The organism is Priestia sp. YIM B13491 (assembly GCF_042787605.1).
In the GTDB taxonomy this organism is placed as follows: domain Bacteria; phylum Bacillota; class Bacilli; order Bacillales; family Bacillaceae_H; genus Priestia; species Priestia megaterium_E.
The window spans coordinates 530,584-549,962 of record NZ_JBHZOR010000003.1; the positions used below are offsets into that span (position 1 = coordinate 530,584).

General features: G+C 37.7%; 23 protein-coding genes. 8 read left to right on the forward strand and 15 right to left on the reverse strand.

The window, feature by feature from the left end:
- Window positions 1-43: 43 nt before the first annotated feature.
- Entirely contained in the window at window positions 44-583 is a 540-nt protein-coding gene (locus ACFX4E_RS13820) for a GNAT family N-acetyltransferase (protein ID WP_098332740.1), read from the reverse strand.
- A 198-nt stretch (window positions 584-781) separates the two neighbouring features.
- On the opposite strand from ACFX4E_RS13820, the gene ACFX4E_RS13825 reads away from it, so the two are divergent.
- The 4 genes from ACFX4E_RS13825 to ACFX4E_RS13840 all read left to right on the forward strand — a co-directional run bounded on the left by ACFX4E_RS13825 (window position 782) and on the right by ACFX4E_RS13840 (window position 3,141).
- Window positions 782-991 carry a hypothetical protein gene (locus ACFX4E_RS13825; RefSeq protein WP_028409407.1) on the forward strand — a complete coding sequence of 70 codons (210 nt, stop codon included), beginning with the start codon at window positions 782-784 and terminating at the stop codon, window positions 989-991.
- A gap of 4 nt (window positions 992-995) precedes the next feature.
- Window positions 996-1,508: a hypothetical protein gene (locus tag ACFX4E_RS13830; RefSeq protein WP_098247982.1), complete on the forward strand. Its 513-nt coding sequence runs from the start codon at window positions 996-998 to the stop codon at window positions 1,506-1,508.
- A 237-nt stretch (window positions 1,509-1,745) separates the two neighbouring features.
- Entirely contained in the window at window positions 1,746-2,639 is an 894-nt protein-coding gene (locus ACFX4E_RS13835) for a tyrosinase family protein (RefSeq protein ID WP_028409409.1), read from the forward strand.
- Between the two features lie 232 nt (window positions 2,640-2,871).
- The gene (locus ACFX4E_RS13840) at window positions 2,872-3,141 is read left to right on the forward strand and encodes a YjcZ family sporulation protein (protein ID WP_034276228.1); all 270 of its coding nucleotides are present in this window, start codon (window positions 2,872-2,874) and stop codon (window positions 3,139-3,141) included.
- A gap of 69 nt (window positions 3,142-3,210) precedes the next feature.
- Here the strand turns inward: ACFX4E_RS13840 and ACFX4E_RS13845 are convergent, their stop codons facing one another.
- The 4 genes from ACFX4E_RS13845 to ACFX4E_RS13860 all read right to left on the reverse strand — a co-directional run bounded on the left by ACFX4E_RS13845 (window position 3,211) and on the right by ACFX4E_RS13860 (window position 5,871).
- Entirely contained in the window at window positions 3,211-4,188 is a 978-nt protein-coding gene (locus ACFX4E_RS13845) for a ring-cleaving dioxygenase (protein ID WP_377238422.1), read from the reverse strand.
- Between the two features lie 210 nt (window positions 4,189-4,398).
- Window positions 4,399-5,022 carry an FMN-binding negative transcriptional regulator gene (locus ACFX4E_RS13850; RefSeq protein ID WP_060745229.1) on the reverse strand — a complete coding sequence of 208 codons (624 nt, stop codon included), beginning with the start codon at window positions 5,020-5,022 and terminating at the stop codon, window positions 4,399-4,401.
- Window positions 5,023-5,296: 274 nt separating this feature from the next.
- Window positions 5,297-5,674, reverse strand: coding sequence for a hypothetical protein (locus ACFX4E_RS13855; protein WP_251626559.1), 378 nt, complete (start codon window positions 5,672-5,674; stop codon window positions 5,297-5,299).
- A gap of 23 nt (window positions 5,675-5,697) precedes the next feature.
- Window positions 5,698-5,871, reverse strand: coding sequence for a glycine zipper domain-containing protein (locus tag ACFX4E_RS13860; RefSeq protein WP_251626556.1), 174 nt, complete (start codon window positions 5,869-5,871; stop codon window positions 5,698-5,700).
- A 292-nt stretch (window positions 5,872-6,163) separates the two neighbouring features.
- Between ACFX4E_RS13860 and ACFX4E_RS13865 the strand changes: the two genes are divergently transcribed.
- Window positions 6,164-6,730 (forward strand): CBO0543 family protein, encoded by a 567-nt coding sequence (locus tag ACFX4E_RS13865; RefSeq protein WP_028409414.1) that lies wholly within the window; start codon window positions 6,164-6,166, stop codon window positions 6,728-6,730.
- Between the two features lie 169 nt (window positions 6,731-6,899).
- On the opposite strand, the gene phaZ is transcribed toward ACFX4E_RS13865, so the two are convergent.
- The 3 genes from phaZ to ACFX4E_RS13880 form a co-directional block, all read right to left on the reverse strand.
- Window positions 6,900-7,796, reverse strand: a complete 897-nt coding sequence (phaZ, locus tag ACFX4E_RS13870; protein ID WP_377259049.1) for an intracellular short-chain-length polyhydroxyalkanoate depolymerase — start codon at window positions 7,794-7,796, stop codon at window positions 6,900-6,902.
- A gap of 207 nt (window positions 7,797-8,003) precedes the next feature.
- Entirely contained in the window at window positions 8,004-8,195 is a 192-nt protein-coding gene (locus ACFX4E_RS13875) for a hypothetical protein (protein WP_013058089.1), read from the reverse strand.
- A gap of 89 nt (window positions 8,196-8,284) precedes the next feature.
- Window positions 8,285-8,815 (reverse strand): ECF transporter S component, encoded by a 531-nt coding sequence (locus ACFX4E_RS13880; RefSeq protein ID WP_377238424.1) that lies wholly within the window; start codon window positions 8,813-8,815, stop codon window positions 8,285-8,287.
- A 421-nt stretch (window positions 8,816-9,236) separates the two neighbouring features.
- On the opposite strand from ACFX4E_RS13880, the gene ACFX4E_RS13885 reads away from it, so the two are divergent.
- Entirely contained in the window at window positions 9,237-9,740 is a 504-nt protein-coding gene (locus ACFX4E_RS13885; protein WP_028409417.1) for a YehS family protein, read from the forward strand.
- Window position 9,741: 1 nt separating this feature from the next.
- Window positions 9,742-10,449: a M48 family metallopeptidase gene (locus ACFX4E_RS13890; RefSeq protein ID WP_377259052.1), complete on the forward strand. Its 708-nt coding sequence runs from the start codon at window positions 9,742-9,744 to the stop codon at window positions 10,447-10,449.
- 55 nt (window positions 10,450-10,504) lie between these two features.
- Here the strand turns inward: ACFX4E_RS13890 and fbp are convergent, their stop codons facing one another.
- Both fbp and ACFX4E_RS13900 read right to left on the reverse strand, forming a co-directional pair.
- Window positions 10,505-12,433 carry a fructose-1,6-bisphosphatase gene (fbp, locus tag ACFX4E_RS13895; RefSeq protein ID WP_098334306.1) on the reverse strand — a complete coding sequence of 643 codons (1,929 nt, stop codon included), beginning with the start codon at window positions 12,431-12,433 and terminating at the stop codon, window positions 10,505-10,507.
- Window positions 12,434-13,156: 723 nt separating this feature from the next.
- The gene (locus ACFX4E_RS13900; protein ID WP_377238426.1) at window positions 13,157-14,032 is read right to left on the reverse strand and encodes a YitT family protein; all 876 of its coding nucleotides are present in this window, start codon (window positions 14,030-14,032) and stop codon (window positions 13,157-13,159) included.
- Between the two features lie 290 nt (window positions 14,033-14,322).
- Between ACFX4E_RS13900 and ACFX4E_RS13905 the strand changes: the two genes are divergently transcribed.
- Window positions 14,323-14,523, forward strand: a complete 201-nt coding sequence (locus ACFX4E_RS13905; protein WP_013058096.1) for a cold-shock protein — start codon at window positions 14,323-14,325, stop codon at window positions 14,521-14,523.
- Window positions 14,524-14,706: 183 nt separating this feature from the next.
- Here ACFX4E_RS13905 and ACFX4E_RS13910 read toward each other — a convergent pair whose 3' ends face one another.
- From ACFX4E_RS13910 to ACFX4E_RS13930, 5 genes are all read right to left on the reverse strand, one after another.
- Window positions 14,707-14,877 (reverse strand): hypothetical protein, encoded by a 171-nt coding sequence (locus ACFX4E_RS13910; RefSeq protein ID WP_169305199.1) that lies wholly within the window; start codon window positions 14,875-14,877, stop codon window positions 14,707-14,709.
- 309 nt (window positions 14,878-15,186) lie between these two features.
- Window positions 15,187-15,390 carry a cold-shock protein gene (locus ACFX4E_RS13915; protein WP_013056405.1) on the reverse strand — a complete coding sequence of 68 codons (204 nt, stop codon included), beginning with the start codon at window positions 15,388-15,390 and terminating at the stop codon, window positions 15,187-15,189.
- 288 nt (window positions 15,391-15,678) lie between these two features.
- Window positions 15,679-17,082, reverse strand: a complete 1,404-nt coding sequence (locus ACFX4E_RS13920; RefSeq protein WP_013084113.1) for an MFS transporter — start codon at window positions 17,080-17,082, stop codon at window positions 15,679-15,681.
- A 473-nt stretch (window positions 17,083-17,555) separates the two neighbouring features.
- Window positions 17,556-17,837 carry a hypothetical protein gene (locus ACFX4E_RS13925; RefSeq protein ID WP_263033962.1) on the reverse strand — a complete coding sequence of 94 codons (282 nt, stop codon included), beginning with the start codon at window positions 17,835-17,837 and terminating at the stop codon, window positions 17,556-17,558.
- Between the two features lie 150 nt (window positions 17,838-17,987).
- On the reverse strand, window positions 17,988-19,202 hold the full coding sequence (locus tag ACFX4E_RS13930; protein WP_098334304.1) for a threonine synthase: 1,215 nt from the start codon (window positions 19,200-19,202) through the stop codon (window positions 17,988-17,990).
- Window positions 19,203-19,379: the final 177 nt, after the last annotated feature.

Sequence of the window (19,379 nt, forward strand, 5' to 3'; positions counted from 1 at the left end):
AAAAAAGGAACATCTCCCCGTGTTCCTTTTTTTATGCTTGCAATTATATCTTTGCTTCCTCGCGCAGCAGCGAATAAACATATGTATCAAACGGGATGCCGTTTTGGAGCAGGTACTCTCTTAGGGTCCCTTCTTTTTTAAATCCTAATTTGCTCAACAAGGCGATAGATCCACTATTTTGCGTAAATACAATCGCTCCTATACGATTGTATTGAAGTTCGTTGAAGCCATAAGAAATCGCTTCATGAACGGCTTCTGTTGCGTATCCTTTGTTCCAATACTCCGGAAAAAGAGCATAGCTTACGTTTGCTTTCTTATGCCCAGGAGACCACTCTTGAAACCCTATTGTTCCAATCAGCTTCTCTTTTCCTTTTAGCTGAATCCCCCATTTAATTAATTGTTTTTCTTCGTAGCCTTTGGAAAAATTTTTAATGATCTCCTTCACTTGGTTGATCGATTCTAAAGGTTTTTGCCCGTAATAGCGCAGCACCTCTTCATCAGAAAAGCATTCTAAAATCTCACCGGCATCATCTTCTACAATTTTTCTTAATATCAGCCGTTTTGTCTCTAATTCCGGAAACATTTTCTTCCCTCTTTTCTGCGCAGCTTATCTATCTACGGTAAACCATACTATTCTCCTCTCAACTAGCAATATCCTGCTAAAACCTTACCCGGGAGGACTCATTTCCTATCCAAATAGTCGATTTACAGCGGAGATAGTGGTATTTTATATAGTGGGCATAAGTTGCTTTTTATCAACACAGAGGCGGTGAACGCAGAAATGAACCAAGATAAAGAATTGCTGTCCACGATACAAGCTCTTCAAAAAGAGCTGCAGCAAGAAAAAGAAAACCGTGCGTATATGCAAAAAGATATGGACGAACTAAGAAGCGCTTTATTACAATCAGAACAAGTAAAACAAAACTTAATTGATCAGCTAGAAAAGAAAGTCGATTTGATTTTAACGTTGATTCAAAAAGGAGACGCATAAAGGAATGGATTTTTTTAAAAACAGCAAAATACTATACACTATTGTGGCACTTGTTATTGCCCTCATCGCTGTATTTACCAACAATTCGCCCATTTCTCTCATTCAGCAGCATGAAAATTCAAGCAGTACATCGAGTAGCACATCGGACACTACACCAAGCAACCAATGCTCTGCAGAGACTCAAAGCGACAGGTTATTTACCGGCAAAGAACTTGTCTTACAAGAAGGAAATGATAAATACGGATATTGCCACATTATCGCGCATATGCAAAAACCAGGCGTTGACAACTATCAAGGTAAAAGCCAATTCAGTAAGTATTTAAATGAAAAACAAGCGATGTCTGTTGCTGAAGAAGTCATCAACGAAGGCGAAGACGGCACCAACAATAAATCTGGCAACTACGTGAAAGAAAAGTATATTAGTTCTTTGAACCAAGAAGTTAGAGTTGTGTATACCGACTACAGAGGCAAAGACTACGACTACAGCGTAACCACCATGTATCCAATCGGTCATTAACCCTAATATAAATATATGAAATGAAAAAAGCAGGCTCAAGCCTGCTTTTTTTTTCATTTCATTATCTACAGCTCTAGAAAGTTAATAATTGATTTAAAGTCTATTTAATATGTAAAAAATCCAACTTTAGACTATGAAATTTTGGAGATATGACAGTAGCACTTTTACCTCTTGGACATATTCTAAATATAAAAAAGAAACAGCCCCTTGCTTCTTTTTTAAGAAAGAGGTTAAAAAATGAGTAACAAGTACAAAGTTAGAAAAAACGTATTATCTCTTACAGACACGGAAAAAAGAGATTTTGTTCGTACCGTGCTAATACTAAAGGAAAAAGGAATATACGACCGCTATATAGCGTGGCATGGTGCGGCAGGTAAATTTCATACGCCTCCGGGCAGCGATCGAAATGCAGCACATATGAGTTCTGCTTTTTTGCCATGGCATCGTGAATACCTTTTACGATTTGAGCGTGACCTTCAGTCAATCAATCCAGAAGTAACCCTTCCTTATTGGGAATGGGAAACGGACGCACAGATGCAGGATCCCTCACAATCACAAATTTGGAGTGCAGATTTCATGGGAGGAAACGGAAATCCTAAAAAAGATTTTATCGTCGACACCGGTCCGTTTGCAGCTGGGCGCTGGACGACGATTGATGAACAAGGAAATCCTTCCGGCGGGCTAAAACGTAATTTTGGCGCAACGAAAGAGGCACCTACACTCCCTACTCGAGATGATGTTCTCAATGCTTTAAAAATAACTCAGTATGATACGCCGCCTTGGGATATGACCAGCCAAAACAGCTTCCGTAATCAGCTTGAAGGATTTATTAACGGGCCGCAGCTTCACAATCGCGTACACCGTTGGGTTGGCGGACAGATGGGCGTTGTCCCTACTGCTCCGAATGATCCTGTCTTCTTTTTACACCACGCAAATGTGGATCGTATTTGGGCTGTATGGCAAATTGTTCATCGCAATCAAAACTATCAGCCAATGAAAAACGGGCCATTTGGTCAAAACTTTAGAGATCCGATGTATCCTTGGAATACAACTCCTGAAGACGTGATGAACCATCGAAAGCTTGGGTACGTATACGATATAGAATTAAGAAAATCAAAACGTTCATCATAACCCGTTCTAGAAACAGCGGTATGCAATCAAAAACAGATAAACCCCTTCCCTTCTGATATAAATTATAAAGCCCCAAGCACCGTAAAACTCACTGTTTCATTTCCACTCACCATAAAATATAGTTAATTAACCATAATTGGGCTGTGAATAAGCTTCATATAAGGACCTTGGAACATATGAATAAGTTATCAAAGCTTTATAAAAGTTTTATAAATGAAGGGAAGATATTAAAATGCATAATAACGTAAACGCACCTTTTAGTTCTAATGAAAATATGCCGTTCTCACCTGCTATGGCTCACCACGCCTATACAGCTCCTGCTTATGAGCACATGATTCCACACTGCGGATATTCAATGCCGGACTATGGATATATGGTTCCTGAATGTGGATATGGCGTTCCTCACCATGGATGTAATGGTTTCGCCATTATTATCGTACTGTTTATTTTACTCATTATTATTGGTGCATGTGGTTGCGGTTTCTGGCACGATGAGTGTTAACCTAAAAAACTCCAGTATAAATACTGGAGTTTTTTCATGTCTTAATAGGCGGCAAGCACCTTCAGAATTCTATAGCGTTTCATCCAAATCTAGCGGTCTCAGCTTCTCTTCGATTTCTTTGCGCTTCGGCTCTAAAAATGGCGGCAGGGCTAATGTTTGGCCCATCGTTTCAAGCGGTTCATCGGTCGCAAATCCAGGTGTGTCCGTTGATAATTCAAATAAAATGCCGTTTGGTTCTCTGAAATAGAGTGCTTTGAAATAGTATCGTTCTACTTTACCGGAATTCGGCAGACTGTTTTCATTTAATCGAGCTGCCCACTTATTGTATTCTTCTTCATTTGGAACACGGAAGGCAACGTGATGAACACCACCGCGCCCTAAGCGAACTTTCGGCAAATCAGGTCTCGTTTCAATATGAACTTCGGCTCCGCTTCCGCCTTCACCAGTTGCATAAACCAAAATATCTCTATGATCTCCTGCAAGAGATGGATAAGAACTCACGTAGCGAAATCCCATAATATTTGTCAGTACGTCAACCGTTGGTTCTAGCGTACCCACCGTTAGCGTGACCGGTCCTAAGCCTATAATCGCATGTTCTAACGGAATGTCTTCGCGCTTCCACGGCACGCCTGCTCTTACCCCTTTTTCACCGTTGTCCGCAACAAGAAGCAAGCGTGTGCCTTCATAATCTTTAAATGCTAACGTGTCACGATTAGCTCTTTTAGCTATTTCTTCATACTCTACTCCGTACTGCTCAAAGCGCTCTTTCCAAAAGTATAAAGAATCCGTACTTTTAACACGAAGCGACACGGTTGAAATGTCAGATGCACCTTCATGTGTTCTTGCAAGCCCTGGGATATCAAAAAACGTTACTTCCGTTCCTGGCGTCCCTTCTCCATCTGCATAAAACAAGTGGTAAGACTGAGTGTTATCTTGATTCACCGTTTTTTTTACTAATCGCATGCCTAACACTTTGGTGAAAAACTGATAGTTTTTCTCAGCTTTCCCCGTCAAAATAGATACATGATGCAACCCTAACAATTCCATCTGCTCCGCCTCTTTTCATAATATATAAATTTTTTAACTTCCACTAAAATTATCTTTAATTTAATTATCTTTAATTAAAGATAATTTTAAAGGATATACAGCCCCTTTGTCAATAACAAGAAAATGTTGTGAACATAAAAAGAAACTAAACACATAGTTAGTTTCTCTTTATCTTCCCTTTAACAAACTGCTGATCTTTTCCAACAGCGGTTACTTCTTAAGCACGCGCTCCACATTTTGCTTCATCAGCTCCGCAATTTTCGTTTCATTTTCACGAGACGTCTGCTCTAACTTTTCGATGACTAGCTGCTGTCTTTCTACTGAATGATTTTGACTTAGCTTTTGCTTGCCTTCCATTTTGCTGATGTCGATTTTAAACCCAATGATTCCTTTGCTTAAACTATTCATATAAGCAGGATCAACGTCATTTAGTGTATATGTACTGCTCGGGCTTTCATATTTCTCCACCATCTTCCTCAGCAGCCCAAGCAGTTCTGTTGGTTCTTCAATCATTTTCATGGTGCCATACACGTGAACAGCTTCATAATTCCATGTTGGTACAGCTTGATTCGTTTCATACCAAGACGGTGAAATATAACAGTGAGGCCCTTGAAACACAACCAAAATTTCTTGATTTTCAGCATCTTTCCACTGCTGATTCGGACGAGCAAAATGTCCGTATAAAGCTTTTTCTTTCCGGTTTAACATCAGGGGCAAATGAGTAGCATAAGGCTTTTCATTATGATACGAAAACAAAGTGGCGAACCCATTGTCTTCAATAAAATCATACATTATTTGTTCATCATTCACTTTGAAATACTTTGGAATATACATCGGCGCTTCTCCTTTATCTCTTATTTAGTAAAAGATATAATACTATACGTGTTTGCAACAGCGTCAGTTATGAACTTTTTATGGAGGTCAGCAAGCATTTAACCATTTATGAATCGATTTTTTAAGAAGCTTATGCTATACTGCTGTGACGTAAACCGCTGATTTTCTATATGTATTTATTTAGCACATGATGCAATTAGATACCTGTTAGTTAAACAAAGCTTCAGGAACTCAAAAAAAGAAGAGCTTGTTTAAAACAGCTCCTTTCTCACGTTTATCTATACAATTGAGGATTTTTTTCTCGTTTGATAGGGCCGCCTTTAGCTATATGCCACTCAATGACGCGGTCCGTCAAACGATCGTATACGTCGTCTTCTAAATACGGATCTTCTGCCGAAGTGAGCAAGGTGTGAACATCGGCTTTTATTTCAGCTAAAACAGCTGAGCTAAATACCGCAGGTTCATTTAATACGTCTAGTATATATAACACGAGCATCTCAAATCCGCCGTCCCAATTGGCATTCCCGTTGCCTTGAGCTTCACAGCGAAGCTTTTCAATGGCCCGGATGACTTCTCCTTCTACGATATCCGACTGCCCATTTCTCGGGACATAGTTTAACCATAGTTCTTTTGCTTCATCAAAATATTTCATTCTGCACTCCTTCTTTCAGAATTTTATTCCTTTTTATGTTTTTGATTCATTGCCGTTCCAAAAGCAACACCTAAGGACGTTCCGATCGCAATACCAAAGCCGATATTATCCATCAGTATCCCAAAAGAAGCCCCCATCGCAACGCCCAGACCTAGTCCCAGTCCTAGATAATCTGTCTTTTTCTTTTCTTCAGACAAAAAAACCTCTCCTTTTTCTACTATTTTATTTATACCTTTTATACGTAAAAACCGCGCTAAAAGTTTCATAAAAATGGAAAAAAGCAGTCGCTGTAACTGCTTTTTAAATGATGAGCTGATAAATGGCCTCTCCGAGCAGCAAGAACCACGTAAGCATGCAGACACTCCAAATACGTACATCGTTTTACGTGCAGAAAAATACAAACAACTCAACAGGGAAAGGTATCCAAAACTTAAGAAAAGGGCATTTTAAAAGTAACGAAATTTTTCTTACTTAAAAGGATGGATTACATTGACACCAAACCAACAGGAATATCTAAAAAAGATACATAGCATACAAGAAAATCTAGCCAAAACGTGGGCTGAATATTGGCAGCACTACTCCACTCCAGGCTCTTGGCAGTTTTGGGTTACCTTGGGCGCTTTCATTTTACCTTTAGTCATTCTCTATTTTTTAATTGACCGAAAAAAAGCCTTTCACTTAGGGTTTTATGGATTTAACGTGCACGTTTGGTTTCACTATAGTGACACCGCTGGAGTTTATAACGGGCTGTGGACGTATCCTTACCAAATCAACACAATCATACCCGTAAGCTTTAGCCTAGATGCTTCGCTTATTCCTGTCTCTTTTATGCTTCTTTATCAATGGACAATTAACCATCATAAAAATTACTATGTATATGCAACTGTTCTTTGTTTGTTTTTTGCTTTTATTTTCAAACCTCTATTAACAGGGATTGGCTTTTTCCAGCTGCATGAATGGGCTACTTACGGTTATTTATTTGTATTTTATCTCGGTGTGATACTGCTATCAAAATGGATTACCAATCTGTTTCTTTATTTTGAAAAACAGCATTAAATTCAATAAGTGTCATCCATAAAAAACGTAAGCATCTTCAAAAGACCTTACGTTTTTTTGATTGTTTTCCTTACTAGTTGTCTGCTTCCTCAAAAAATAGAAGGCTTTTCTCATTGTTAATTTAGAACATGCTGCATCTAGCAATAATAAAACTTCTGTTAGCAGCAAACTAAGCCCTGCTTAAATTAGCGTTGTATAAGTCCATTAAACTGCTTAAATCATCCAACAACGGGCAGTGGCCTACGCCTTTCATAATTTTTAACGTCGCATTTTCCCCTATGCCTTTCGCGATGTCGGATGCATCTCTTGTGGAAACCATCTTATCTTCATCGCCTTGAATAACCATAGTAGGAATCGTAATTTTTTCCACCTCTCCTGTCCCTTCCACAACACCATTAAAATCGTTTGAAATATTAAATCTCATGAGTGCGTAATTGATATCAATTAAATTTCGCTGCTTGATCGTTCCTTCTAAATATGTTTCAAATTGATCAGCAGACGGCTTATTTTTTGTATATAAAAATTGACGCAGCATCATTTTTAAAAACCATGTGTTTTTTGTTTCTTTTGCGTTTTCTACCATTCTAAATGCTTCTTTTACTTCTTCTTTGGTTTGTATAAAGTTGTTAGGAATAGGCAGTTCTAGGAACGTTCTTCTCGGAATGGGGTAGCCTTTAATGTTGACGGAGCTTAATAAAATTAATTTTTTGGCATCATTCGGATGATCAATCACATATTGCATAGCAACTGCTCCTCCTAATGACCACCCGCTTATTGTAAAAGCAGACAACTTTAAAGCATCCCCAAACAGTTTGACATCATCTGATAAGTCTTTGATTGTGTGGATAGGTGTATGATAAGTGGAATCTCCAAATCCTCTTAAATCGATCGCATAAGCTGTGATATGTTCTGGAAGTTCATTCATTAACACATCCCAGTTAAGGGAAGAGTTCATGTTTCCGTGAATTAACAAAAGTACCTCTTTTCCGCCTTTTTTCATTCGGTAATTTACTGTTTCTCCATTCGGTAATTCTACTTTTGCTTGTTCTAAAACAGATACGGTCATCGCTATTTTCCTCTTTTCTTATATAATTAGAACGATCGGTAGCATTTATTTTTTAATACCCTATTTATCAAGATTTAAGCAGTTAGAAAGAAGTTGTGCAAAAGCCAACATAATGCTATGTCATTCTACTTGCTAAAAAAGACAGCCAAATACGCGATTTGGCTGCCTTTTTATAGTGAAGAAATATACGAATGAGCAACAAGGCCATTACTTTTTCGGTGCGTCTAACGCTTGATAGGCAAGCTGGTATTTCCCGCCTTCAGCTACTTCTGCATGGTACAGAGCTTTAAGAGCAAAGTTTTTTTCAAGGCTGTGCTCTTTCATCAGTCCATTCAGCTTACCTTGCAGTTCCTGATTGTCTTTAATGAGCTGTTTCATCTGTGATTTTAAATATTTCATGGTGTTTTCCGCTCCTTTCACTTGATGAATATCTATCAAGTATATCACTTAAGGATAGGATAATGGTAAAACGACTTACGATTGACCAATTAAATCTGTACCGCTCTGTTCTTTAAACGTCCTACAAGCGGAACGACGATGATACCGGCAATAACAACTTGCATCACATTTCCCGGTATAGAGCCAAGCGGAAGGATCCAGTTATGATAAAGAATCACTTCGGCAAAATAGTAGCCTACGATTTTTACAATCAGCGCAGCAGCAACTGCCAGTGTGTTCACAAGTGCTCTTTTACCAGGTACTTTTTCTGAGATAAGACCTGCTAAAAAGCCCATTGCCCCTACGATAATAAACGTAAACGGCGCCCATGCTGTCCAGCCGGAGATGAGATCGAATAAACCCATTCCAAAAGCCCCGGCGATGGCTCCTGTTTTTTTGCCGTAAAGAAAGGCTGCTATAAAAAGAGGAACGTTGCCTAAATGGATGAGGCCTCCGTTACCCATGATTGGAAGCTTGATGTTGATAAACATTGTCGCTACAAACGTCAGTGCGATAAAAAGTGCATGCATGGATAAAGCTTTGATTTTGGTTGATTCTCTTGGTGAGTATGTTGAATTCATTTGTTGGCCTCTTTCTTTTTTTACTACTATCATACTCCTAATTACATACTTAATAAATACGTAAAACTATTTATTTAGTAAGATATATCATTCTAGCAGCACAAAGGAATCGGCCAACTTCAAAATTGTCCTATCCGTTCTTAAAAAAATACAGCTTCCTCAGCTTCCTTTAGCAGACTGCGGAGCCTAATTTTTGTTATGGTAAAGAGTCTGTTCGGGCATAATATGAGCAAATCGTTCTTTTTCAAGAGTTGACGAAGGCTGATAAATATGAGAAGTTATATGTTTGTAGAAATGAATGGAATAACCTAGAATTCCAGCGGAACCTGTTACTATAATTGTACTGATATTGACCAAGTTCGTTCAGATTGTGGCAGTCATGATTTTTACATACAGCAAGCAAGTTATAGGAGGAGCAAGAATGGATAATAACGATATTTTAATTAGATTACGATATGCCTTGGATTTAAAAAATACAGAAATGGTAGAGATCTTTAATCTTGGCGGAGTAGACGTAACAAAAGAAGACGTATTAAAGATCCTTACGAGAACGCCGGACGAAGAAGACGAGGATGCAGTTCATGAGGACGAACACATCACGTGCAGTAACAGTATGTTAGATTCTTTTTTAAACGGTTTTATTACCTTTAAAAGAGGAAAGCAAGACCCTAAACCAGGGCAAGCACCGCCAGCGCCGGTTCAGAGCAATCAAAATATGTACAACGTCTTATTAAAGAAAGTGAAAATTGCTTTGTCCCTAACTAGTGAAGAGATGTTAGAAGTATTTGATGACGGTGGCATACGTGTATCCAAAGCAGAATTAGGTGCTTTATTACGAAAAAAAGGCCACAAAAATTACAAACCGTGCAAAGAGAATTTCGCACGAAAATTTCTAAGAGGCTTAACCGTACAATATAGAGGATAAAATGATACACACTTTTTCAAATCAGAGTATCCATTATGAAATACGATATAAAAACCGAAGTTCTTTTGCGATTAAAGTAGACGGATACGGAACGGTCGAAGTCCTTGCTCCTAAAGGAACGTCTACTGAACAAGTACGTATGTTATTAGAGAACAACTGGGCATTGATTCAGCAAAAGATAAACGAAATGAAAGATAGAACGCATGGACCAAAGAAAAAAGTCTATGAACACGGAGAACGCTTTTTGTATGTAGGAAAAAACTATCCGATACAGATTCATCACGATTCGACTATTACAAAGGATTCTGTAGTGTTTGAAGCGAACACGCTTCAGATTTATGTCAATCAGCACGACGATGAAGCGATAAAACAAGCGCTCAAACGCTTTTACTATCAACAATGTAAAGCGCTAGTAACCAAGAGTATCTCCTCCTATCAAAAACATTTTAAACCAAAGCCGCGCTCCATTTCGATTTCCGATAGCAAAAAAGCGTGGGGCACGTGTGATTCCAAGCATCAGCTAACTTTTAACTGGCGGCTGGCAATGGCACCTCAGCACGTCATTGATTACGTAGTCGTTCATGAAATGTGCCATATGGTTCACATGAACCATGACCGGTCTTTTTGGCGCCTTGTCGGGAAAATCATGCCCGATTATCGTGAACAAGAGCACTGGCTGGAAATGTCGAGCTGGGAAATGACGGTGTAGCACCGCTAAATAAAAAAGAGCAGACGCCCAGAGGCATACTGCTCTTTTTTTGTCTTTAACTATAGCGATATTTTCTTAAATCTTTTAAAATAGAAATTTCTTTTAACAATTCTTCTCCGACGTTTGTTTCTAAAACCATTTTTCTTTCTAGTTCTTTGTCAACCAATCGCTTTACGGATAAGACGTCCGTTCCTTCTAACAAAATCTCTTCTTTTGAATTAAAGTGTTTATGAGCGACTAGCTGCATGCCGTAAGAATTATATAATAATGTATATCCAGCAATCCCTGTTGTAGACTGATACGCTTTTGAAAAACCGCCGTCAATAACAATCATCTTTCCATTTGCTTTGACCGGGTTTTCCCCTTCAATTTCTTTGACTGGCGTATGCCCATTGATAATATGACCATGATCAGGATTTAATTTAAATTCTGCGAGGATGTTTTGGCAGACTTCCTCATTTTCCCGTAAATAGTAGTATGGATTCTTCTTCTCTTTATGCGTTGTTTTATCACTTATAAAATATCTTTCAAACGTCGTCATTGCACGTTTCCCGAAAAGTGATGAATATTCTCCCGTCCATAGGTACCAGACCATATCTGTTGCCAAATCATCTGTTTCTTCAGGATGGGCAAAAGCCTCTTGCAAATAATGTTCAAACACATCAAGCAAGTTGCGGCCTGCATACGTTTTATCTTCAATCGTCATTTTCTCCATGTTTCCTTCTTCATCTAAAGGAATGCAGCCGTGTATTAATAAGTTTCCGTTGTATTTTAAATAAAGGCTGCCTTTTTTCATCAGAAACTTCATATGTCTCGCCAGTTTTTCCGAATGCTGTACAGAAAGCAGCAGTCTTTCCATTACCTGCTCTTCTTCTTCTAATAGCTGATCAGGCTGCGCCGGATTAACCGTTGCAAAGCAACTGTTTTCTAGCGGATACGTGTTTCCGTATATCGTAATTTCATTTTTATCATAATCAATTTTTTCAAGCAACAGCCTTTCTGACATATTAAAGAAAGGACGTCTTTTTATAATCGGACTTTCAAGCTTGAACTGAATCATCGCAATGGCCTGATGAATTTTCGTAATTTGCAGTCGCTCGTGATCGGATAGTTTGTCACTCGAGCTTACTTTTGGTCTAAAAGCAGGATTATCATCATAATATTTCTCCGCCAAGTTAAGCAGCGGTCTCAGGTTAATGCCATATACGTCTTCAATAATATCTAGATTGTCGTATCTCGCGCAGATACGAATAATATTAGCTAAGCACACTTTTGAACCCGCAAAAGCGCCTAGCCACAGCACATCGTGATTTCCCCACTGAATATCAACAGAATGATAATTAATGAGCGTATCCATAATTTTATCCGGCTCAGGTCCACGGTCATAAATGTCCCCTACTACGTGCAGATGGTCCACAACCAACCTTTGCGTCGTATAAGCAAGGCCTATAATAAGCTTATCGGCTTGTCCTAGAGAAATAATCTGCTGAACAATCTTTGTATAGTACTGTTCTTTATTTGTAAATTCATCCGTTTTATATAGCAGTTCTTCAATAATGTACACAAATTGATCCGGCAATGCTTTACGCAGTTTAGAACGCGTGTATTTAGAAGAAGCGTACGAAATGAGATTAAGCATACGATCAATGATTTCTGTATACCATTGATAGAGTTCCTTTTTGTTTCGAAACTGTGCTTTAATCAACGGTAATTTTTCTTCAGGGTAATACACTAATGTCGCAAATTCATTGATTTCTTTGTCAGATAATACATCTTTAAAAAGGTCTTTGATTTTCTCTTTTACATTTCCTGAACCATTTCGCAGCACGTGCTGAAAGGCTTGATATTCGCCGTGTAAATCACTGACAAAATGCTCGGTCCCCTTTGGCAGATGAAGAATAGCTTCAAGGTTAATAATTTCGGTTACCACTTTTTCTTCCGTATCATACTTTTGTGCAAGTAAATCTAGATATTTTGTGTTCAAAACTATGTATCCCCTTTCAACGTTCACCATTTAGTATAATCACCGTTATAACCCTTTAAGATAAATTGTGATTATAATGTTACGCACCTCTTATTTAACTCTTTTCTCTCCATGCCTCACCTCTTTATTTTAACCTATTTTACGTATAGGTAAAATGGTATAAAGTCTATTTGTCTATAAAGATTTCCCGGTTTTTTCCCTTACCTCATAGAGAAAGTGATACTATAAAAAAAACCTGCTGATCTCAGTCAGCAGGTTCGATACATATGAAAGAAGCGCACATAATCAAGAAAGTTTACTCCGACTTCTACACAATAACAGATTTTTTCCTTCCTAGCTGTGAGATATCTCACAGCGTTAAGACCTTGCTGGTGTTACAATAAAAATGATCTTTCTGAGACAGGAAAAGTCATCCTTTGTATTATATAAGAATCATCATTCTGTTGAATCTCTGTTCTTTTATGTTCAGAGATTTTTTCTGTTGGATTTGTTGGATGAAGAGAAAAATTATCACATTAATGTCTGCTGATACCTTATCCACCTTAATTCTGACCGTTTCACTTTTTTAGCATATCCGGTTTTAAAGCCCTCCGCTACGCAAGCGGATTTTGCGATATAAAAAAGCAGCGGATGTAAAACATCACGCTGCTTTTCTTATCTATACACCCCAACCTAAAAGTGGATTATTGCAGAGTGTTCGTACAAATGTAGTGATTGGTGAACTTAATGAATATTATTCTTTCTGAAATTACCGCCTTTAACTTCCGCTACGTCATATACCGTAACAAAAGCCGTTGGGTCAATTTCATTGATAATTTCTTTCATTTTACTTTCTTCCAAACGGTTGATTACGCATGTGATTTCCTTAAATTTTTCATGAGAATAACCGCCGTAAGCTTCTTTGTATGTAGCGCTTCGACCTAAACGATCACGTATTGTCTCTACCATTAACGCAGGCTGAGAAGTGATAATCTGGAAGGTTTTCGATCCGCTTAGCCCTACCTCTACGATGTGAATAACTTTGGATGCAATAAAGTATGCAATTGCAGAAAGAATCGCGCCTTGCAGACCAAATACTAATGAAACGAAAATAAATACAAATGCATTTAAGAACAAAATAAGATCACTTGTTCCAAACGGCAGTTTTCGAGAAAGCAGCACGGCCAGCATATCGATGCCATCTAAGGCCCCGCCGTTACGAAGTGCAATTCCCATTCCAAACCCAAGGATAATACCGCCGACAACGGTTACGAGTAGTGTATCTCCTTCAATAATCGCTGGAGTGTGATGCATGAGGCTTGTACCGACAGCTAATGAAACGATTCCGAGGATTGAAAAGATGGCAAAACTTTTACCGATTTGTTGATATCCTAACCATACAAAAGGAATGTTGATAACGGCGATGAGAAGCCCAAGTGGCAAACCAAATAGGTTTGAAGCAACGATGCTAATGCCTGTTACCCCTCCATCTGAAACATGGTTTGGAATTAAGACAGTTTCTAAGCCGTAAGCTGCAATAATTCCTCCGATAATGACCATTAATGCTCGGAAAGCAATTTTTAGCCGCTTAGGCCTGTGATGTTTTTTAGTTGTGTTCATATAATTCCTCACTTTTAAATGTTTTTTACTATTTAAGTGTACCACAAACATTCTCTTTATTTGAACTAAGGAGGCTTACGTATCGTTTTTTAGCTCACATAGTGCAAACATAGATAAAAGAGAAATTGTAGCTGTACAGACTCTACCCTTGCAATAAGTCCCTATTTCTGTTAAGTTTAAGAAGAATTATTTTTGTTCGGCAAAGATTGATAAGTTACATAACTTTCGTCTATAGATTTGAGCAAGGATAGTAATACAATGTGTGCGTGTCACACTAGGAGGCAACAATTATGGAACAAGGTAAAGTAAAATGGTTTAACGCAGAAAAAGGTTTTGGATTCATCGAACGCGAAAACGGAGACGATGTATTTGTACATTTCTCAGCAATCCAAAGCGAAGGCTTCAAATCTTTAGACGAAGGTCAAGCAGTTACATTTGACGTAGAACAAGGTCAACGCGGCCCTCAAGCTTCTAACGTTCAAAAAGCGTAATCCATCATAAATATAAAAAGACAGACTCCATGGAGTCTGTCTTTTTCATTTCCTTGAAAATGTCATAATAAAACCCTATCCACCGAGGAATAGGGCTTATTAATACAAAAATAGTAATCGGTAATACAAATGGTAAATTCAGTATAGCACAGTATAGGCAAAATCCAAACTATAAATCAATATTTATTCATGTTTCATTAATTCTTCTTCAAAGAAAAACGTACTTGGATATTTATCCACTGTATAAGAGTATCTTTTCATATTTTTTACGTAATGGCTTTTTAAGATGATCACTTTTTCATTAGATGCTTTTATATTTACAATTTCTCCATTGGAAAATAAGCTTATACTCATATTCCTCATCCTCTCTCGTATCAAAAATAATCAAATTTTTAACTTTATTTATCGGGAAATATAATGTGTTAATCCAGCGAAGGATAGTTATTTTTGAGACCTTCAGGCGTATATGTACTCCTAAAGTATACAGTTTTATAACCATAAGGGGGTTTTTTCTATTTTTTGGGACACGGGATTTTACATATAGGTAGCTCTGCTTTGATAGCATTCTGTCTCCAATGTCTCTACTTATTTTTTACGTAATCTTTTTAAATTATTAAAATCCAAAGCAAAAAGACCCCTATGTGGAGTCTTTTTTAGTTTTAATTATGCTACTTTATGAACGTTAGCAGCTTGTGCTCCGCGTTGACCTTGTTCGATGTCAAACGTTACTTTTTGACCTTCTTCTAATGATTTAAAGCCTTCACCTTGAATAGAGCTGAAATGTACGAATACATCGTCTCCTCCTTCAATTTCGATAAAGCCGAAGCCTTTGTCTGCATTAAACCATTTCACTGTACCTTGTTCCATAATTGTTGCCTCCTGGTGTGGAATACTCCACGCTTGTATTACTACCCTTGTCCAACCATACTATCTTAAGATAAAAAATTCTATGGAAGACATTTCTCTTCTCTCAATCTTATACCGAACAAAAATAATTAACTTAATCGTAACATACAGAATCAAAGATAGCAAATACAGGGAATGGGATAAATGATTGAATGATAAAAAGAGCCTTCTCTATGCGATACAAGGAGAAGGCTCTTTTTAAGTGTTCATATTTTGCGCAGCAGTTAATGCAGCTGCTGTTTATTTACTTTATTTTTCTGTTTGCTCTGTGTGCCACCATAATGAATCTTTTGGATTTTCAACGGCTTCATTGTATTCAGATTTAGAAGCAACCGTTGGGTATGAACCTTTGAGTGATTTTCCTGCCGTGTTCGCAAACAGGAACAAGATTACGAAGAATCCAATGATGCTCACAATCGTTAAATAGAACGCTGGAGCCAAGTGATTGCCCGTTGCGTGAACTAACCATGTCGCAACCAATGGCGTCGTTCCACCAAAGATAGAAACTGAAACATTAAACGTGATCGCTAATGTACGGTAGCGAATATCTGTGTAGAACATTGTTGGCAGCGTTCCTGGCATTGTTCCTTCATACGTAGCAAGTAAAACACCTAGAATAAGAATACCGATTGAAACAAATACTAAACCATTTAAGTTGATTAAATAGAACGAAAAGGCTGACAGTAAGCTCAATCCGCCTAAACCGATTAAGAAAACTTTCTTGTTTCCGATTTTGTCGCTCAGTTTTCCAAACATAAGAGCAAGCGGCACCATTAAAATCATAACTGCCGTAATTAATACCGTACCAACTGTGTTTGATAAACCAATAATTTCATTCAAATAAGAAGGCATGTACGATAATAGCATATAGTTTGTGATGTTAAAGAAAGCCACGGCTACGAAACAAACAAACACATCTTTTTTGTGATTTTTTAAAATAGAGAGGAAGCTTTCTTCTTCCACTTCGTCTTCATTGGAAAGTTCATTTTCAAAAATAGGTGTTTCCCCTAAACTTCTTCGTAAATAAAAACCAATAAGTCCTAAAGGCAATCCTAATAAGAAGGGAATTCTCCAGCCCCATGAGGCCATTTGTTTATCCGACAGAATAAAAAATAGTAAGCTAGCTAGCAGTGAAGCAAGAATATAACCAACAAGTGTACCGATTTCTAGTCCACTTCCAAGCACATTTCGCTTATTATCTGGAGACGATTCTGCAATATACACCATCGCACCAGCATATTCACCACCAGTTGAAAAACCTTGAATGATTCGTGCAATTAATAAAAGGATGGGTGCCCATATACCGATTTGATCATATGTAGGTAATAACCCAATGAGTAACGTGGAAAAGGCCATTAAAATAATGGTGGTGGTTAAAACGACTTTCCTTCCTAACTTGTCCCCAATTCTACCGAATATAACACCGCCTAATGGACGCATTAAAAAGGCAATCGCAAATGTAGCAAATGTGAACACTAATTTGAGCTGATCATTTTCAACTGCGCTAAAAAAGTTTTGACTAATAATTACGGCTAAATATGAGTACAAGCCAAAGTCAAACCATTCCATCGCGTTTCCTACTCCTGTAGCAAAGACGCTTTTTTTAGCTTTGTCAATATCTACGACGTTAATTTTTTTCTTATTAAACTTCATTTCATTACGTCACCTCCGCGGTATACGATTATACAAGACTGAGTAGTAAAGTCAAATTTGACTTACTGTATTTCACACTTAAATGTGTTGTAACTCTCTTTATTTTTAAGTAAAAAACAAAAACTATTCATGTGATGTTAAATATTAAAAAAGGTTATGGCTAAAGGGATTGAAGCCAAAAAATACTGAGGAAGGAACGCTAACAAATAAATGAATTGAAACCAAAATAAACTTTTTTTATTTCAACGTACAATTTATTGCTATTTAAAAAACGATTTTCACCTAAAATAAGGATCGTTTTCGATGGAATTACAGTCGCTGAAATAGTAACTTGTCGTTAAAGATAGCGCATTCACAATGTTATTGGTAGCAATTTCCACTCAGGTTATCTGACAATTATTGTTACAACCCATTAGATATAAGCTTTATTTTTGTAATAGATACCCTGTTTCTATTACAAAAATTATGTAGCCTTAAAATAAATATAAAGCTCGTTCTAACAAATGCAGCAATGGATGATTTGGTCCATAGAATAAAACTTTAAGAGTTGGCTGGGATTCGAGGGATAAAAATTCAACTCCTTTCTCCGTATAATCATTCGTGGCTTCAAGTAAGTTTTCTACTGTAAAAGCAAGCTGGTTTATAGTGCTACTTTTGGCATATTCTTCAATTTGCGTAATATGCCAGCTCCACTCCCTCACCACGCTGTTTTTCCGGATAGAAAGATACTCTCTTTCTTCTCTTAGATACCCCATAAGACGAACTTTAAACCTAAATACACCCGTATAGTTTTGAATATAAAGATTTAGACTTATTACATTTATTTACATTAAATAAGCGTTTTATCTGCGTTAACATAAAAAAATAGACCTTCGCTTAGAAGAAGATCTATTTTTTTACTTGCTTTATTTTTTAGTAAGGCTGCCATTTCGCTCTAAAACAGGGACTTCAATATCTACTGTGTTTGGATATTTAACTCCAAGCCCTGTATTTAAAGCCACAACCGTTTCGTTTTCTTTGATCCATCCTTCTTCTCGTAAACGGCGTGCAGCTAGAAATGTAGCAGCGCCTTCCGGACAAATGAACGAACCTTCAAGCTGTGCAACCTTTTTTTGTTCTTCCACAATTTTATCTTCGTCGACCGCAATCGCGCATCCATTTGTATTGTATACAGCTTCTAAAACAAGAAAGTCTCCGATTGCTTTTGGTACGTTAATCCCAAAGGCAATGGTTGAAGAATCCGGCCAAAATTCAGATTCTTGTTTTCTTTCATTCCATGCTTTTACAATAGGCGCACAGTTTTCAGCTTGTACCGCAACTAAACGAGGAAGATCACCTTTAATCCAGCCAAGCTCTTTTAATTCATTTAACGCTTTATAGATGCCGATTAAACCAACCCCTCCTCCTGTTGGATATAAAATCACATCAGGGAGATTCCAAGAAAACTGTTCAGCAATTTCCAGTCCCATTGTTTTTTTACCTTCGATTCGGTACGGCTCTTTAAGCGTAGAAGCATCATAAAGACCCCAGGCTTTAATAGCCTCACCGACAATTTTACCCGCATCGCTAATAAGTCCATCTACTAAGTAAAGGTCAGCTCCAGCGACAGCACACTCATTTCGTGTAATAACAGGCGCATCTTTTGGCATTACAACGGTTGCTTTTATGTCAGCGCGTGACGAATAAAGCGACCAAGCGGCTCCGGCGTTCCCATTCGTAGGCATCGCTAACTGTTCAACGCCCAGTTCTTTTGCTTTTGACACCCCTACAGCGGCACCTCTAGCTTTAAATGATCCCGTTGGAATAATGCCTTCATCTTTCATATATAAGTTTGGAATGTCCATTTCTTTACCTAGCTTAGGCATTTTTATAAGCGGAGTCATCCCTTCACCTAAGGAAACGACATTTTTAGGATCTTCTACTGGAAGCAATTCATGATATCTCCATAGATTTGGTTCTCTGCTTTGGACGTCTTCTGGACTTAGCTTGTCTTTCAGTCTCTCTAAATCATACGCTACTAATAAAGGTGAGCCACATTCACATAATTGATGTTTTTCTTTTGGACTATATTCTTTTTTACATTTAGGACAATATAAGTGAGAAACATAACTAAACGGCATCATACACACTCCTTTAAATTCTGTAAACATAATACCATATATAAAATATAATTTATAGTATTTTTATCAGAATTATAAGTTATGATATCTCCATCATGTTATTAGTCATTAATAAAAACACATAAACCCTATTAAATTGGGGTTTTTGTGCTTTTTTCGTCTTTATTTATATTACTT

Excerpts from the sequence above, each read along its gene's own strand:
- ACFX4E_RS13820 (WP_098332740.1), bottom strand. The coding sequence starts at position 583 with ATGTTTCCGGAATTAGAGACAAAACGGCTGATATTAAGAAAAATTGTA.
- ACFX4E_RS13825 (WP_028409407.1), top strand. The coding sequence starts at position 782 with ATGAACCAAGATAAAGAATTGCTGTCCACGATACAAGCTCTTCAAAAA.
- ACFX4E_RS13830 (WP_098247982.1), top strand. The coding sequence starts at position 996 with ATGGATTTTTTTAAAAACAGCAAAATACTATACACTATTGTGGCACTT.
- ACFX4E_RS13835 (WP_028409409.1), top strand. The coding sequence starts at position 1,746 with ATGAGTAACAAGTACAAAGTTAGAAAAAACGTATTATCTCTTACAGAC.
- ACFX4E_RS13840 (WP_034276228.1), top strand. The coding sequence starts at position 2,872 with ATGCATAATAACGTAAACGCACCTTTTAGTTCTAATGAAAATATGCCG.
- ACFX4E_RS13845 (WP_377238422.1), bottom strand. The coding sequence starts at position 4,188 with ATGGAATTGTTAGGGTTGCATCATGTATCTATTTTGACGGGGAAAGCT.
- ACFX4E_RS13850 (WP_060745229.1), bottom strand. The coding sequence starts at position 5,022 with ATGTATATTCCAAAGTATTTCAAAGTGAATGATGAACAAATAATGTAT.
- ACFX4E_RS13855 (WP_251626559.1), bottom strand. The coding sequence starts at position 5,674 with ATGAAATATTTTGATGAAGCAAAAGAACTATGGTTAAACTATGTCCCG.
- phaZ (WP_377259049.1), bottom strand. The coding sequence starts at position 7,796 with ATGACCGTATCTGTTTTAGAACAAGCAAAAGTAGAATTACCGAATGGA.
- ACFX4E_RS13875 (WP_013058089.1), bottom strand. The coding sequence starts at position 8,195 with ATGAAATATTTAAAATCACAGATGAAACAGCTCATTAAAGACAATCAG.
- ACFX4E_RS13880 (WP_377238424.1), bottom strand. The coding sequence starts at position 8,815 with ATGAATTCAACATACTCACCAAGAGAATCAACCAAAATCAAAGCTTTA.
- ACFX4E_RS13885 (WP_028409417.1), top strand. The coding sequence starts at position 9,237 with ATGGATAATAACGATATTTTAATTAGATTACGATATGCCTTGGATTTA.
- ACFX4E_RS13890 (WP_377259052.1), top strand. The coding sequence starts at position 9,742 with ATGATACACACTTTTTCAAATCAGAGTATCCATTATGAAATACGATAT.
- ACFX4E_RS13900 (WP_377238426.1), bottom strand. The coding sequence starts at position 14,032 with ATGAACACAACTAAAAAACATCACAGGCCTAAGCGGCTAAAAATTGCT.
- ACFX4E_RS13905 (WP_013058096.1), top strand. The coding sequence starts at position 14,323 with ATGGAACAAGGTAAAGTAAAATGGTTTAACGCAGAAAAAGGTTTTGGA.
- ACFX4E_RS13910 (WP_169305199.1), bottom strand. The coding sequence starts at position 14,877 with ATGAGTATAAGCTTATTTTCCAATGGAGAAATTGTAAATATAAAAGCA.
- ACFX4E_RS13915 (WP_013056405.1), bottom strand. The coding sequence starts at position 15,390 with ATGGAACAAGGTACAGTGAAATGGTTTAATGCAGACAAAGGCTTCGGC.
- ACFX4E_RS13920 (WP_013084113.1), bottom strand. The coding sequence starts at position 17,082 with ATGAAGTTTAATAAGAAAAAAATTAACGTCGTAGATATTGACAAAGCT.
- ACFX4E_RS13925 (WP_263033962.1), bottom strand. The coding sequence starts at position 17,837 with ATGGGGTATCTAAGAGAAGAAAGAGAGTATCTTTCTATCCGGAAAAAC.
- ACFX4E_RS13930 (WP_098334304.1), bottom strand. The coding sequence starts at position 19,202 with ATGCCGTTTAGTTATGTTTCTCACTTATATTGTCCTAAATGTAAAAAA.